Below are 12,846 nucleotides of genomic sequence, written 5' to 3' on the forward strand. Positions count from 1 at the left end.
GCCGCGTCGCGGGAGAGGGAGCAGATGGACAAGGTCGACCACAAGAAGAGCCTCGACGCCTACCAGGCCAAGCGGGACCAGTTCCGGATCGTCGACGTGCCCGAGCTGCGGTACCTCGCGGTCGACGGCCACGGCGACCCCAACACCTCGCCGGCCTTCGCGGAGGCGGTCGAGGCGCTCTACCCGGTGGCCTACACGCTCAAGTTCGCGAGCAAGCGTGAGCTCGGCCGGGACTACGTCGTCATGCCGCTCGAGGGGCTCTGGTGGGCCGACGACATGGACGCCTTCACGGCGGCCCGCGACAAGTCCCGCTGGGACTGGACCCTGCTGATCATGGTCCCGGACTGGACCGACCAGGCGACGTTCGACGCCGCGGTGGCGCAGGTCCGGGCGAAGGGCGGCCCCGCGCGCCTCGGCGACGTCCGACTGAAGACCCTGGAGGAGGGGCGCTGCGTGCAGACACTGCACGTGGGCTCCTTCGACGCCGAGGCGGAGACCCTCGCCCGGATGCACGACGAGTTCATCCCCGCCCAGGGGCTGCGCCGGACCGGCCGGCACCACGAGATCTACCTCAGCGACTTCCGCAGGGTCGCGCCCGAGAAGCAGCGGACGATCCTCCGGCAGCCGGTCGCGGACGCCGCCGGGTCCGATCGGTGAGGGCCCGCCCACCAGCCCCTACGCTGGCCCGGTGATCGACGGAGCCGGTTCCCGCCACGGCAGCGCAGGGCTGCGCCGCACCTACCTGAGCCTCGGCCTGGGCGAGCTGGCCGCGGTGGTGGTCTTCGTCGTCGCCCAGCCCGTGGTCGCCGCCCGGCTGGGCGACGCCGGCGGGCGGGCGCTGTGGTGGGCCATGGCGCCCTTGCTCGTGGTCCTGCTCCAGGGCAGCGCCTACTGGCTCGCCGCGCGCGGCTGGCTGCCCGGCTCCGGGCGGCCCGGGATGCCGCGCGGCATCGCCCTGGTCTACCGGGCGTTCCGGCTGCTCGACCCGGTGCTGCTCGCGGTCTGCCTCGCGGGCCTGCTGCTGACCGGCGCGGACGGCGGCGCCCTGGTCGTGTGCCTGCTCGTCTGGGCGTTCGGCGCACTGGAGTACGTCAACTACTTCGTGGTGCGGCTGTCGTACCCGCTCGCCGACTGGTTCGTGCTGGTCGGCCGACGGCGGACGCCCGCCCTGGTCCGGGACGTCGCCCGGGCGCTGTGACGCGCCGTCGGGGGAGGCACTGGCGTTGCCGGGCTCCCAGACCGTGGGTGGACGCGGCGCCGTCCGGGATCCACCCGGGGTCCGATGCCGCCGCCTGTCCGGGCGGGTAGTTTCCGAGCATGCCCACGGTCGCCCGTACCTCGTTCGCCACCACTGCCGTCGCGCACCCCCTGTTGCGGTGCGGGCTCGTGCTGGTGTGCAGCTTTCTGCTCGGCGGCCTGACGTCGTACGCGCAGGGCTTCCTGCCGAGCGCGCTGAGCTCCTTCGCGAACTCCGCCAGCGGCTGGACCGTGCTCACGGCGCTGCTGGTGTACGGCGCCCGGCTGCGCACGGCGCCGTCCGCGGTGCTCGGCGCGGCGAGCTTCGTGCTGCTCGTGCTCGGGTACACGGCGGCCGCACACCTGCGCGGCTACGTGTACGACCCGATGCTCTTCTCCCTGGTCGGCGTCGTGGCAGGCCCGTTCGTCGGCGTCGCCGCGTCCTGGCTCCGGGCGACCGGGGTCCGCGCCGCGCTCGGCACCGCCCTGCTCGCGGGCATCGGCGTCGGCGAGTCCGTCTACGGGCTGACGATCATCCGCGAGTCGACCAGCCCGGTCTACTGGACGCTGATCGGCGTCGCGGGCCTCGCGCTGCTGGCCGGCATGCTGGTACGCCGCGTGCGCGGAGCACTGCCCGTGGCGCTCGCGGCCGGCGGGACGGCGCTGGTCGCCGCGACCTTCTACGTCACCTACTCCAACCTCTACTAACGATTTGTCGCAGCCGGATATCTGTTGTGGGCGCGTCGTTGGTGTCGCTGCCGTTCCTGCTGGCCGAGGTCCGAGGTTCTGTTCGAGCCACGATGTTGCAGCGTTTCAAGCTCGCTTATGCGGGCACGAGCTCGTGGTCTGAACAGAACCTCAAGCCGGGTCACGCCCCCACCAGGCGGTCGAGCAGGCGGTCCAGCAGGGCGTCCGCGCGCCCGGCGGCGCTCGCGTCGGCCAGCAGCGTCTGGGTCAGGCCGGCGGCCGCGGCCATGATCAGCTCGGCGTCGAGGTCGGCGTCGCCGCCCTCGCCGCTGTCGGCCGACGACGTCGCGCGGGCGCGACGGAGCTGGTCGGCGATCGCGGCGATCAGGTACCGGGGTGCGCCCAGGGTGTCCTCGGCGCCGACGTCGGACCCAGCCCCGCCGTCGGACCCAGCCCCGCCGTCGGACCCGGCCCCGCGGCTGGACCCGGCACCGCCGTCGGCCCCGCCCGCGCTCAGGGCCCCCGCGTGGAACGCGTTGAGGACCACGGCGTCCTCCCGCCGTGCGGCGTCCGCCGGGAGCAGCTCGGTCAGGATCGCGCGGATCACCGCGCGGGGCCCCGGGTCCGTGCCGAGGGTCGCCAGCCGCCGCGTGAACCGCGCCCCGGCGTCGGCGACCACGGCCCGGTGCGTGGCGAGCAGGAACGCGCGCTTGGTGCCGAAGTAGTACTGGACCAGCCGCACCGAGATGCCGGCCTCGGCGGCCACGGACTGGAAGGTCGCGGCGCCCAGGCCGCCGCGGGCGATGACTCGGCGCGCGGCGTCGGTGATCTGCTCGCGCCGCTGATCGTGGTCGGCCAGCCGAGGCATGTGGTCCCGCCTTCTCTTCGTTCTTGATGGTATGCGTGCACCATCATAAGTGATACGTTCATACCAACAAGATGATCGGCACGGTGTGCCGGCGAGGCGAGAAGGGGGCTTCCATGGCGAGGGTCGGACGGTTCAGGAACGACGCGGCGCGCGCCGAGTACCTGCGCGCGTACGCCGCGATGGAGGGCCTCTGGCCTCTACCGGCGACGACGGCCGACGTGCCGACCGCCTACGGGCCCACGCACGTGCGCCGCTCCGGATCGGGCGAGGGGCTGCCCCTCGTGCTGCTCCACGGCTTCGGCGGCAACGGCCTGTACTGGCACGACGTCGTCGGCCCCCTTGCCGCCGACCGTGAGGTCCTGGCCCTGGACACCGTCGGCGCGGCCGGGCGCAGCGTGCAGACCGCGCCCCTGGCCCGCGACGCCGACTACGGCGCCTGGTTCGCGCAGGTGCTGGACGGGCTCGGGCTGGACCGGGTGCACGTGGCGGGGGAGTCGCTCGGGTCGTGGCACGCGGCCCTGGTGGCGCTGCACGCCCCGGACCGGGTGGCGAGCGTGTCCCTGATCGAGCCCAACGGCGTGGTCACCAGGACCCCGTTCCGGGCCCTGGTCCGGATGCTCGGCTTCGGCGCCAACCCCACCGAGGCGGGCTGGCGCCGGATGCGTGAGTGGCTGACGCCGGGGGTGTACCCGACCGACGCGGAGCTCGCGTGCATGCGGGCCGCGCTGGGCTACCGGACGGCGGCCGGCTGGGCGCGCCCGCTCAAGGACGCCGAGCTGGCGTCGATCGCCCCGCCCCTGCTGGCGCTGTACGGCGCGGAGTCGGTGCTCTCCGAGCCGGACGCGGCCCGGCTCCGGCTCGCCGAGCACCTGCCCGGCGCCGAGGTCGAGATCTTCCCCGGGGGTGGGCACGGCGTGCGCGGTCAGGTCCCGGACCGGGTCAGTGCCCGGATCGCGGGGTTCGTGGCGCGGAACGCTGTTTGAGAATCGTTCTCACTTCTGGTTGACTCCTCCTCGGTAGCGAGAATGATTGTCATTCTAGATGGAAGGAGCGGGCGGCTTGGACCGCCCCACCGACGATGAGAAATCAACCCACCCGCGCGGCCGCCGGCCTCGGCGCGGCACTGTCCCTCGTCCTGCTCGCGGCCTGTGCGGCCGAGGGTGACCCGGCCGGCTCCGAGTCGGCGTCGGCCGACGCCCACGAGGAGCACGAGTCGCCGGACGCCACCGAGGCCCAGGCGCGCACGCCGCGCCTCGCGGTCACCTATGACGGCGGCGTCCTGGTGCTGGACGCCATGAGCCTGGAGACCGTGGGCGAGATCGAGCTGGAGGGCTTCACCCGCCTCAACGCGGCGGGCGACGAGCGGCACCTGATGGTCTCCACGACCGGCGGCTTCCAGGCCCTCGACCTGGGCTCCTGGGCCGAGGCCCACGGGGACCACTCCCACTACTGGACCGCCGACCCGATCCTCACGGACGTGGCCTACGAGGCCTCCGAGCCCGGCCACGTCGTGGTGCACGAGGGTCGTACCGCCCTGTTCGACGACGGCACCGGCCTGGTGCGCGTGCTCGACTCGGCCCACGTGGCCGACGCCGACGCCGCGGCCCGCGAGTACACGACGCCGTCGGCCCACCACGGTGTGGCCGTCGAGCTGACCGACGACACCCTGGTGGTCTCCGAGGGCACCGAGGACGCGCGCACCGGCATCCGGGCGCTCGACGGGGACGACAAGGAGATCGCGGCGTCCGACGAGTGCCCCGGGGTGCACGGCGAGGCCGTGGCCGCCGACGAGGCCGTCGTCATCGGTTGCGAGGACGGTGCCGTCGTCTACGCGGACGGCAAGATCACCAAGGTGAGCTCGCCCGACGACTACGGCCGCATCGGCAACCAGGCCGGCACCGAGGCGTCGCCGGTCGTGCTGGGCGACTACAAGAAGGACAAGGACGCCGAGCTCGAGCGGCCCACGCAGGTCTCGCTGATCGACACCCGTAGCGGCGACCTCCAGCTGGTCGACCTGCCGTCGTCCTACACCTTCCGTTCGCTCGCCCGGGGCGACGACGGCGAGGCGCTCGTGCTCGGAACGGACGGCCAGGTGCACGTGATCGACCCGGAGTCGGGCGAGCTGACCAAGTCGATCCCGGTGATCGACGAGTGGGAGGAGCCGGTCGAGTGGCAGGAGCCGCGGCCCGCGATCCTCACGCTGGACGGCTCGGTGTACGTGACCGACCCGGCGAACGACTCGATCCACGCGGTCGACGTCGAGACGGGCGAGGTCTGGAAGTCCGCCGAGCTGGGCGTCACCCCGAACGAGCTGAACGGCGTCACGGGCGGCGAGGCCCACTCGCACGAGGACCACTGACCTCACCCTGCCGAGATAGAACCGTGGCGAAGTAGAACTCTGGCGAAGTAGAACGCTGGCCGAACCTGATCAAGGTTCCGCCGGCGTTCTACTTCGCCACCGGTTCTACTTCGGCGGGGCGGGGGTGGCGAAGAAGGTGCGGATGTCCGTGACGAGCTGGTCCGGGACCTCCATCGCCGCGTAGTGGCCGCCCGTCGGGTACTCGGCCCAGTGCTGGATGTTGGCGTTGTCCCGCTCGGCCAGCGACCGGATGGTCTGGAAGTCGTCGGCGAAGACGGCCACCCCGATCCGGCCCGTGCTCACTACCGGCTCCGCACCCGACCGCTGCTCGGTGTAGTGGTAGCGCACCGAGGTGGCGGAGGTGTTGGTGAACCAGTAGAGGCTGACCTGCGCGAGCACCTGGTCGAGCGAGACCAGGCTCGTGCCGTTGCCGAAGTTCTCGAACAGCTCGCTGTAGGCCAGCTGTGCCACGGGCGAGTCGCTGAGGCCCGCCGCGACCGTCTGCGGGCGGGAGGCGTTCATCGTGTTGTACGCGCCCACGCTCTGGAACCACTGCATGTGCGCCAGGGCGGCGAACTCCTTGGGCCCGAACCCGTCCATCTCGCCGTCGGCGCCCGAGGGGAACGAGAAGAGCTGCAGCAGGTGCGCGCCCAGGAACCCCTCGGGGTCCAGGACCGCCAGCTCGCGGCCGATCATCGTCCCGGCGTCGCTGCCGTGGGTGCCGTAGGACTCGTAGCCGAGCCGGCGCATCAGGGTGTCCCAGGTGCGGGCGACGCGGGCCATGGTCCAGGTGCCGCCGTCGGCCGGCTCGACCAGCGGGGTGCTGAAGCCGAAGCCGGGGATGGACGGGATCACCAGGTGGAACGCGTCCTCGGCTCGGCCGCCGTGCGCGACGGGGTCGGTGAGCGGGCCGATCATGTCGAGGAAGTCGAGCACCGAGCCCGGGTAGGTGTGGGTCAGGACGAGGGCGCGGGCCCCCGGCTCGGCGGAGCGCACGTGCAGGAAGTGCACGGTCTGACCGTCGATCTCGGTCAGGAACTGGGGGAACGCGTTGACGCGCTCCTCCACCGTGCGCCAGTCGAAGTCGTCGCGCCACTGCTCGACGGCCGAGCGGAGGTAGGACTCGGGCGTGCCGTAGTCCCAGGAGTCGCCGGGTGCGGCCGGCGCGAACCGGGTGCGGGCGAGGCGGTCGTTCAGGTCGTCGAGGTCGGCCTGGGGGATGTCGACGCGGAAGGGGCGGATGCTGGTGTCGTTGGTGTTCATGTCTCCGACACTACGAGCGGTTCAGGAACGTTTCTTTCCTCTATTCTGAAGAGGTCCCAGATCATTTTTCAGATGTCGAAGAGGAGCCGCGATGACGACGACGGCGGGGCGGCTGCTCGCCCTCCTGGGCCTGCTCCAGTCGCGTGCCGAGTGGACCGGGCCGGAGCTCGCGATGCGCCTGGACGTCACCGACCGCACGGTGCGCAACGACGTCGCACGCCTGCGTGAGCTGGGCTATCCCGTCGACGCCGTGCGCGGGCCGGGTGGGCGGTACCGCCTCGGCGTGGGCGGCAAGCTGCCCCCGCTGGTGCTCGACGACGAGGAGGCGGTCGCCATCGCCGTCGGGCTGCGGGCGGCGACCGCCGTGGTGGGCATCGAGGAGTCCAGCGCCCGCGCGCTCGGCAAGCTGGAGCAGGTGCTGCCCGACCGGCTGCGCCGTCAGGTCGTGGCGCTGCGCGACGCGACGGAGGCCGGGCCGGTGAACACCGACAGCAACGTCGAGGACCCCGCTGTCGACCCCGCGCTGCTCACCGAGCTGGCCGCGGCGATCCGCGACCACCAGGGGCTGCGCTTCTGGTTCCGCGAGGAGCCCCGGGAGGTGGAGCCGGTCCGGCTCGTGGCGTGGCAGCGCCGGTGGTACCTCGTGGGGCGGGACGTCGGCTCGGGCCGCTGGGAGCCGTTCCGGGTGGACTGGCTCGAGCTGCGCCGGCCCGGCGGACGCCGCTTCACGCCCGTCGAGCCGCCGTTCGACCTGACCGAGTTCGTGGTGCGCGAGGTGGCGCGGACGGGCTGGGCGGTGCACACGCGGATCGTGGTGCACGCGCCGGCGCACGAGGTGCTCGACCGCATCAACCCGGCCGTGGGCACGGTGGAGCCGCGGGACGAGACGTCCTGCCTGCTCGTCACCGGCGGGGACAGCATCGAGACGGTCGCCGTGTGGATCGGGATGCTGGGCCTGGACTTCACGGTGACGGGTCCGCCGGGTCTGCTGGACCACCTGGGGGTGCTGTCCCGGCGGTACGACCGGGCGGTGCACTGAATCGTCTCGCCGAAATCAGTCAGGTCGTGGCGGTCATTCGCGCTGAGTGCAAATCGGCGCAGGTTGTGCACAGTGCAGTTCTCGGATAGAGATGGGAACCGATTCGCTGGGAACCTGTTGGTGGGAGCACACGGGGGTCGGGATGAGGAGCAATGTCCGAGCTGGTAACCAGTTTGATCGGGCGAGGCTGAGAAGATTCAAGGGCTGGAAAGCCGGCCTTGGGGTGGCGCTCGTGTTGGTCATCCCTGGTGTGGGTGCGGTTTCCGCGTCGGCTGAAGGCCAGCCGAGATCGAGCGAGGTTGTTGGATTGTCTGTGATCGGGGAACTGCCGCAGGGGCAGTTCGGTGCAGAAGAGCTGCGGCAGGTCGGCGTGACTGATGATGCGGTAGCTCAGATCGCTCGTGGCGTGGTTCCTACACGGTCGTTGACCGCCGCGAAGCAACAGGATGACCCAAACAGCCCGTATCAGGTTGTCGCAACGTGGAATGACAACACGGGCAGGGCGCTCGCGATGAGATGGGGAAGCGCCAGTTGGGGTTGGCTCAAGGTTTCCAACAAGCACAACCTCACGACCGCGGCAGCGCGCACGACAACGAAGCACCCGGAGTCTCGCGTCGTCGAGAGTCCGAGCGCGATCCGGTACAGGACCCCGGTTCACCGCGTTGAGTGTTCTCCAGGCGGAATCGCCTGCCGGGTCGTCGAGACAAAGACCGTGCGAGTGATTGCGAACCCGATCCGCTTGACCGATGGTGAAGCCAAGGGCGTGATCACGGCCTACTGTGAAGGAGTGACCTGGTGCCCGAATTGGGTCAAGAATGCCGTCAATGCCTGATCGGAACCGGGCTGATCTCGTGATTGCGGATTCTTCGACGCTGCTTGACGAGGTGCGTCGAGCCTTCGCCACCACGCCCACTGGCCGCGAGCTGGGCCTGCTCGACGCCGAGATCGCGGACTCCACGCTCCGCGTGACGTTCTCCGGTGCGCCGGACGATGCCGCGGGTCCTTACGGCGCGCGTATCCCGGTGCCTCATGACGCCTCCGACCCGCTCTGGACGATGTGGGACCCGGCAGCGGGGTTGGCGGAATGGGTCATGTACGCCGTCGTGCAGGCGATCGCCGAGGAGTACCTGACCGGTGGTGTCGGGCGCGGGTCCCGGTCGGCCGACGACGGGGTGGTCTGGCTCGTCCTCGACGACTAGGGCCTACGCCAGCATCCCGCGGAGCATCGCCGCGAGGATCCGGGCCAGGCGCGGCTCGACGTCGACCAGGGCGTGCGACAGCCGGGGGTCCGACCGGTAGAGCGTGGCGACCTCCGGCCCCGGCGTCGCGATCTGGTGGAACGTGCCCGCCAGGGACGTCGCCGCCGCGACCAGGTCGACGCCGTCCTCCTCGGTGAGGCCCGGCAGGGCCGCGCGGACCGCGGGGACGATCCGGCCCAGGCCCTCGCCGGTGGTGAGCTTGAACTCCCGCACCTTCTCCACCGACACGTTGCGCTCCAGGTTCAGCGGTGTCTGCGCGAGCAGGTCGCAGAACATGCCGCGCTCCGCGAGCGTCGCGGCGACCACCGCGGCGACGCCGTCGGCGTCCGGCCGCTCGACGGCGCCCACCCGTTCGGCGAGGGCCGGCGCCCAGTCCCGCCAGCCCTCGGCGGTGAGCCGCAGGAAGATCTCCTCGCGCGTCTCGAAGTACCGCAGCATCGCGGACTTGTGCATGTCCACGGCGGCTGCGATGTCGGTCAGCGTCACCTCGCGGATGCCCCGCTCGGCCCCGAGCCTGCGCGCGGCGTCGAGGATGGCCGCCTCCCGGACGGCCTTGGCCTCGGGGGAGCGGGCCCGCTGGAAGTCCCGTGTCGTCATGCTCACATCTTAGCGCAACAGGGTTGCGCAAGTTAGAGCAACGGTGTTGTATTAACGACATGCAGCAGACATGGTTCATCACCGGTTCCTCGCGTGGCTTCGGCCGCGCACTCGCACTCGCCGCGCTCGCCGCGGGCGACCGGGTGGCGGCCACCGCCCGGCGTCCCGAGCAGCTCGACGACCTCGTCGCGCAGTACGGCGAGCGGGTCCTCCCGCTCCGGCTCGACGTCACCGACGCGGACGGCGTCCGCGCGGCGCTCGCCGAGGCCAAGGCTCGGTTCGGGCGCCTCGACGTCATCGTCAACAACGCGGGCTACGCCAACGTGGCCCCGATCGAGACCGGGGACGAGGCCGACTTCCGCACCCAGTTCGAGACCAACTTCTGGGGCGTCTACCACGTGTCCCGGGCCGCGATCCCGCTGCTCCGCGAGCAGGGCGGCGGCCTCGTGATCCAGTTCTCGTCGGTGGGCGGGCGGGTCGGCGGCTCGCCGGGCATCGCGTCCTACCAGGCCGCCAAGTTCGCGATCGACGGCTTCAGCCGGGTGCTGCGCGCCGAGACCGCGCCGTTCGGCGTCAAGGTGCTCGTCGTGGAGCCCAGCGGGTTCCGCACCGACTGGGCCGGCGCCTCCATGACCGTGCACGACGCCCCCGCCGGGTACGAGTCGACCGTCGGCGCCATGAACTCGCGGATGCGCCAGTCCGGGGCCGGCGCGGCCGGCGACCCGGACCGCGCCGCCCAGATCCTCGTGGCCGTGGCCAAGCGCGACGACGTGCCCGAGCACCTGCCGCTCGGGGTGAACGCCACCGAGATGTCCGTGGCCCAGGACCGCCGCCTGCTCGAGTCGGACCAGCGGTGGAGCGCGGTCAGCCGCTCGGCCGACTTCGGCGAGCCGTTCCCGGTCGCCCTGCCGTAGTCGGGGCGTGTGCTCATCTGTGAGGGTCATCGTGCTCATCTGTTAGCCTGACGGCGATCAACAGAGTCGGAAGGGCGGCGGAGGAGCACGATGACGGCACTCGACGAGGAGACCGTGGGCGGCCTGGTGGCGTCCGCGCCCAGCGGCGCGGACCTCACGGTTCCCACCTATGACCGGTCCCGGCTGACCACCGGGATCGTCCATCTCGGCGTGGGCGGCTTCCACCGCGCGCACCAGGCGATGTACCTCGACCGGCTGATGGCCGAGGGCAAGGCGCTCGACTGGGCGATCTGCGGCGTCGGGGTGCTGCCGGGCGACGCCCGCATGCGCGACGCGCTCGCCGCCCAGGACGGCCTGTACACCCTGGTGCTCAAGCACCCGGACGGGCGCCTGGAGGCGCGCGTGATCGGGTCGATCAAGGAGTACCTGCTCGCCCCCGACGACCCGGAGGCGGTGCTGGAGAAGATGGCCTCGCCCGAAGTCCGGATCGTCTCGCTGACCGTCACCGAGGGCGGCTACAACATCCACCACGTGACCGGCGAGTTCGACCTGGCCGACCCGGCGGTCGCCGCCGACCTGGCCGACGGCGCCGTCCCCGCCACGACGTTCGGGCTGGTCACCGAGGCCCTGCGCCGACGGCGGGACCGGGGCGTGCCGCCGTTCACCGTGATGAGCTGCGACAACATCCAGGGCAACGGCGAGGTCGCCAAGCGGGCGTTCACCACGTTCGCCCGGGCCAAGGACGCCGACCTGGCGGCCTGGATCGAGGAGAACGTCGCGTTCCCGAGCTCCATGGTCGACCGCATCACGCCCGTCACCACGGACGCCGACCGCGCCATGGTCGCCGAGCGGTTCGGCGTCGACGACGCCTGGCCCGTGGTGGCCGAGCCGTTCGAGCAGTGGGCGCTGGAGGACAGCTTCCCCGCCGGGCGGCCCCCGTTCGAGGACGCCGGCGTGCAGGTGGTCTCCGACGTCGAGCCGTACGAGCTGATGAAGCTGCGCCTGCTCAACGCCAGCCACCAGGCACTCTGCTACGTCGGCTACCTGTCCGGTCACCGGTACGCGCACGAGGTGGCCGGGCAGGACGTGTTCGCACGGTTCCTGCTCGGCTACATGGACCACGAGGGCACGCCCACGCTTGAGCCGGTGCCGGGCATCGACCTCGACCTGTACAAGCGCACCCTGATCGAGCGGTTCGCCAACCCGCACGTGGCCGACACCCTCGCGCGGCTGTGCGCCGAGTCCTCCGACCGCATCCCGAAGTGGCTGCTGCCCGTGGTCCGGCACCATCTGGCGCACGGCGGGCCGATCGAGCACGCCGCGCTCGTGGTCGCGTCCTGGGCCCGGTACGACGAGGGCACCGACGAGGCCGGCGAGCCCATCGAGATCGTGGACCGCCTGGCCGACCGGCTGCACGCCGCGGCCCTGGCGCAGCAGGAGGACCCGCTCGCGTTCCTGCGCGACCGCGAGGTCTTCGGCGACCTGGTCGACGACCAGCGGTTCACCGCCGAGTACTCGGCGGCGCTGGCGTCCCTGCACGAGCGGGGCGCCCGCGCCACGGTCGAGTCCCTGGTCGCCCGGGGCTAGCCCGGGACGATCGTCTCCAGGGCCGTCGCGGCGGCGTCGTCGACCACCAGGGTGTCGGCGACGCCGCCGTTCACCGCGGCCAGCAGGCCGGGCGCGACGGCGGAGCCGTAGCCGATGGCGATGACGCGCGGCGTGGCGACGAGCTGCTCCAGCGTCACCCCGACGACCCGCTCGTCGAGGCTGGTCCGCACGGGCCGGCCCGCGGCGTCGAACAGGCGGCCCGAGCACTCGGCGATGGCGCCCGCCGCCGTGGCGGCCTGCTGCTCCTCGGCGCTGATCTGCGGGAACACGGTCGAGCTGCGTTCCGACCAGTGGCCGATCGCGACGACGGCGACGTCCAGGCGGTCGGCCCGCGCGAGCGCGTCGGCGATCTCCGGCTGCCGGCGCAGGCCTGCGGCGGTGGCGGCGTCGGCCACCAGGAGCGGCGACCACACCGGCCAGGTGCGCACGCCCGGCATCTGGGCGAACGCGGTGATCAGGGCCAGCGAGTTGCCGCTGCCCTCGACGGGCAGCGCGCCCACGAGCTGGACGACGTCGCAGTGGGGGAGCTGCCCGATGTGCCGCACCGCGGCCTCGACGGTGCGCGACCACGAGACGCCGACGGTGGAGCCCTCCGTGATGTGCTCCCGGGCGGCGCGCGCCAGCTCGACGGCGACGTGCTCGCGCGTCGCGGTGGGGTCCTGGCCGCTGGGTGCGATCAGGATCTCGCGCGCGCCGAGGCGGGCGGCCAGCCGGGCGCCGCGCTCGCCGTCGACCTGGGGCGCGGTGATCTCGATGCGCACCACGCCCTGCTCGCGGGCCTGCGCGAGCAGGCGGGCGACCTGGAAGCGGGAGATGCCGCGGTCGCGCGCGATCTCCACCTTGGACTTGCCGTCGAGGTAGTAGTCGGTGCTCACCTCGACCATGAGGTTCGAGTCGTTCTGGGTCACCTGCGTTCCTCACTCCCGCAGGCGGCGCGGGGGCTGATCGAGCGACTTCTGAGCGGGGGGCCTTGCTCACCTGAGCATACCCAACTACTCTGCGGATGCAGATGAGCA

The 12,846-nt window shown here is 72.0% G+C and carries 14 protein-coding genes; 10 read left to right on the plus strand and 4 right to left on the minus strand.

The window, feature by feature from the left end:
• Positions 1 to 24: 24 nt before the first annotated feature.
• From H291_RS0104560 to H291_RS0104570, 3 genes are all read left to right on the plus strand, one after another.
• Positions 25 to 657 carry a GyrI-like domain-containing protein gene (locus H291_RS0104560; protein WP_020013795.1) on the plus strand — a complete coding sequence of 211 codons (633 nt, stop codon included), beginning with the start codon at positions 25 to 27 and terminating at the stop codon, positions 655 to 657.
• A gap of 31 nt (positions 658 to 688) precedes the next feature.
• Entirely contained in the window at positions 689 to 1,198 is a 510-nt protein-coding gene (locus tag H291_RS0104565; RefSeq protein WP_020013796.1) for a hypothetical protein, read from the plus strand.
• A 119-nt stretch (positions 1,199 to 1,317) separates the two neighbouring features.
• Positions 1,318 to 1,944, plus strand: coding sequence for a DUF6518 family protein (locus H291_RS0104570; RefSeq protein ID WP_020013797.1), 627 nt, complete (start codon positions 1,318 to 1,320; stop codon positions 1,942 to 1,944).
• Between the two features lie 160 nt (positions 1,945 to 2,104).
• Here H291_RS0104570 and H291_RS0104575 read toward each other — a convergent pair whose 3' ends face one another.
• Positions 2,105 to 2,791 (minus strand): TetR/AcrR family transcriptional regulator, encoded by a 687-nt coding sequence (locus H291_RS0104575; protein ID WP_020013798.1) that lies wholly within the window; start codon positions 2,789 to 2,791, stop codon positions 2,105 to 2,107.
• Positions 2,792 to 2,904: 113 nt separating this feature from the next.
• Between H291_RS0104575 and H291_RS0104580 the strand changes: the two genes are divergently transcribed.
• Positions 2,905 to 3,774, plus strand: a complete 870-nt coding sequence (locus tag H291_RS0104580) for an alpha/beta fold hydrolase (RefSeq protein ID WP_020013799.1) — start codon at positions 2,905 to 2,907, stop codon at positions 3,772 to 3,774.
• 95 nt (positions 3,775 to 3,869) lie between these two features.
• Entirely contained in the window at positions 3,870 to 5,150 is a 1,281-nt protein-coding gene (gene aztD / locus H291_RS0104585) for a zinc metallochaperone AztD (RefSeq protein ID WP_020013800.1), read from the plus strand.
• 105 nt (positions 5,151 to 5,255) lie between these two features.
• Here the strand turns inward: aztD and H291_RS0104590 are convergent, their stop codons facing one another.
• Positions 5,256 to 6,413 (minus strand): epoxide hydrolase family protein, encoded by a 1,158-nt coding sequence (locus H291_RS0104590; protein WP_020013801.1) that lies wholly within the window; start codon positions 6,411 to 6,413, stop codon positions 5,256 to 5,258.
• Between the two features lie 91 nt (positions 6,414 to 6,504).
• Between H291_RS0104590 and H291_RS0104595 the strand changes: the two genes are divergently transcribed.
• From H291_RS0104595 to H291_RS0104600, 3 genes are all read left to right on the plus strand, one after another.
• On the plus strand, positions 6,505 to 7,452 hold the full coding sequence (locus H291_RS0104595; RefSeq protein WP_020013802.1) for a helix-turn-helix transcriptional regulator: 948 nt from the start codon (positions 6,505 to 6,507) through the stop codon (positions 7,450 to 7,452).
• A 313-nt stretch (positions 7,453 to 7,765) separates the two neighbouring features.
• A complete protein-coding gene (locus H291_RS33650; protein WP_157236712.1) occupies positions 7,766 to 8,284 on the plus strand; it encodes a hypothetical protein in 519 nt (172 codons plus the stop codon).
• Between the two features lie 52 nt (positions 8,285 to 8,336).
• Complete coding sequence (locus H291_RS0104600) at positions 8,337 to 8,651, plus strand: hypothetical protein (RefSeq protein WP_157236713.1); 315 nt, start codon at positions 8,337 to 8,339, stop codon at positions 8,649 to 8,651.
• A 3-nt stretch (positions 8,652 to 8,654) separates the two neighbouring features.
• Here the strand turns inward: H291_RS0104600 and H291_RS0104605 are convergent, their stop codons facing one another.
• The gene (locus H291_RS0104605; RefSeq protein WP_020013804.1) at positions 8,655 to 9,308 is read right to left on the minus strand and encodes a TetR family transcriptional regulator; all 654 of its coding nucleotides are present in this window, start codon (positions 9,306 to 9,308) and stop codon (positions 8,655 to 8,657) included.
• Positions 9,309 to 9,367: 59 nt separating this feature from the next.
• Between H291_RS0104605 and H291_RS0104610 the strand changes: the two genes are divergently transcribed.
• Both H291_RS0104610 and H291_RS0104615 read left to right on the plus strand, forming a co-directional pair.
• Positions 9,368 to 10,222 (plus strand): SDR family NAD(P)-dependent oxidoreductase, encoded by an 855-nt coding sequence (locus H291_RS0104610; RefSeq protein WP_020013805.1) that lies wholly within the window; start codon positions 9,368 to 9,370, stop codon positions 10,220 to 10,222.
• A gap of 90 nt (positions 10,223 to 10,312) precedes the next feature.
• On the plus strand, positions 10,313 to 11,809 hold the full coding sequence (locus H291_RS0104615; RefSeq protein WP_020013806.1) for a mannitol dehydrogenase family protein: 1,497 nt from the start codon (positions 10,313 to 10,315) through the stop codon (positions 11,807 to 11,809).
• Here the strand turns inward: H291_RS0104615 and H291_RS0104620 are convergent.
• Positions 11,806 to 12,738, minus strand: a complete 933-nt coding sequence (locus tag H291_RS0104620; RefSeq protein ID WP_020013807.1) for a sugar-binding transcriptional regulator — start codon at positions 12,736 to 12,738, stop codon at positions 11,806 to 11,808. The genes H291_RS0104615 and H291_RS0104620 overlap by 4 nt on opposite strands.
• Positions 12,739 to 12,846: the final 108 nt, after the last annotated feature.

This window comes from Promicromonospora sukumoe 327MFSha3.1 (assembly GCF_000385135.1).
Taxonomy (GTDB): Bacteria; Actinomycetota; Actinomycetes; order Actinomycetales; family Cellulomonadaceae; genus Promicromonospora; species Promicromonospora sukumoe_B.

Excerpts from the sequence above, each read along its gene's own strand:
- H291_RS0104560 (WP_020013795.1), top strand. The coding sequence starts at position 25 with ATGGACAAGGTCGACCACAAGAAGAGCCTCGACGCCTACCAGGCCAAG.
- H291_RS0104570 (WP_020013797.1), top strand. The coding sequence starts at position 1,318 with ATGCCCACGGTCGCCCGTACCTCGTTCGCCACCACTGCCGTCGCGCAC.
- H291_RS0104575 (WP_020013798.1), bottom strand. The coding sequence starts at position 2,791 with ATGCCTCGGCTGGCCGACCACGATCAGCGGCGCGAGCAGATCACCGAC.
- H291_RS0104580 (WP_020013799.1), top strand. The coding sequence starts at position 2,905 with ATGGCGAGGGTCGGACGGTTCAGGAACGACGCGGCGCGCGCCGAGTAC.
- aztD (WP_020013800.1), top strand. The coding sequence starts at position 3,870 with ATGAGAAATCAACCCACCCGCGCGGCCGCCGGCCTCGGCGCGGCACTG.
- H291_RS0104590 (WP_020013801.1), bottom strand. The coding sequence starts at position 6,413 with ATGAACACCAACGACACCAGCATCCGCCCCTTCCGCGTCGACATCCCC.
- H291_RS0104595 (WP_020013802.1), top strand. The coding sequence starts at position 6,505 with ATGACGACGACGGCGGGGCGGCTGCTCGCCCTCCTGGGCCTGCTCCAG.
- H291_RS0104605 (WP_020013804.1), bottom strand. The coding sequence starts at position 9,308 with ATGACGACACGGGACTTCCAGCGGGCCCGCTCCCCCGAGGCCAAGGCC.
- H291_RS0104610 (WP_020013805.1), top strand. The coding sequence starts at position 9,368 with ATGCAGCAGACATGGTTCATCACCGGTTCCTCGCGTGGCTTCGGCCGC.
- H291_RS0104615 (WP_020013806.1), top strand. The coding sequence starts at position 10,313 with ATGACGGCACTCGACGAGGAGACCGTGGGCGGCCTGGTGGCGTCCGCG.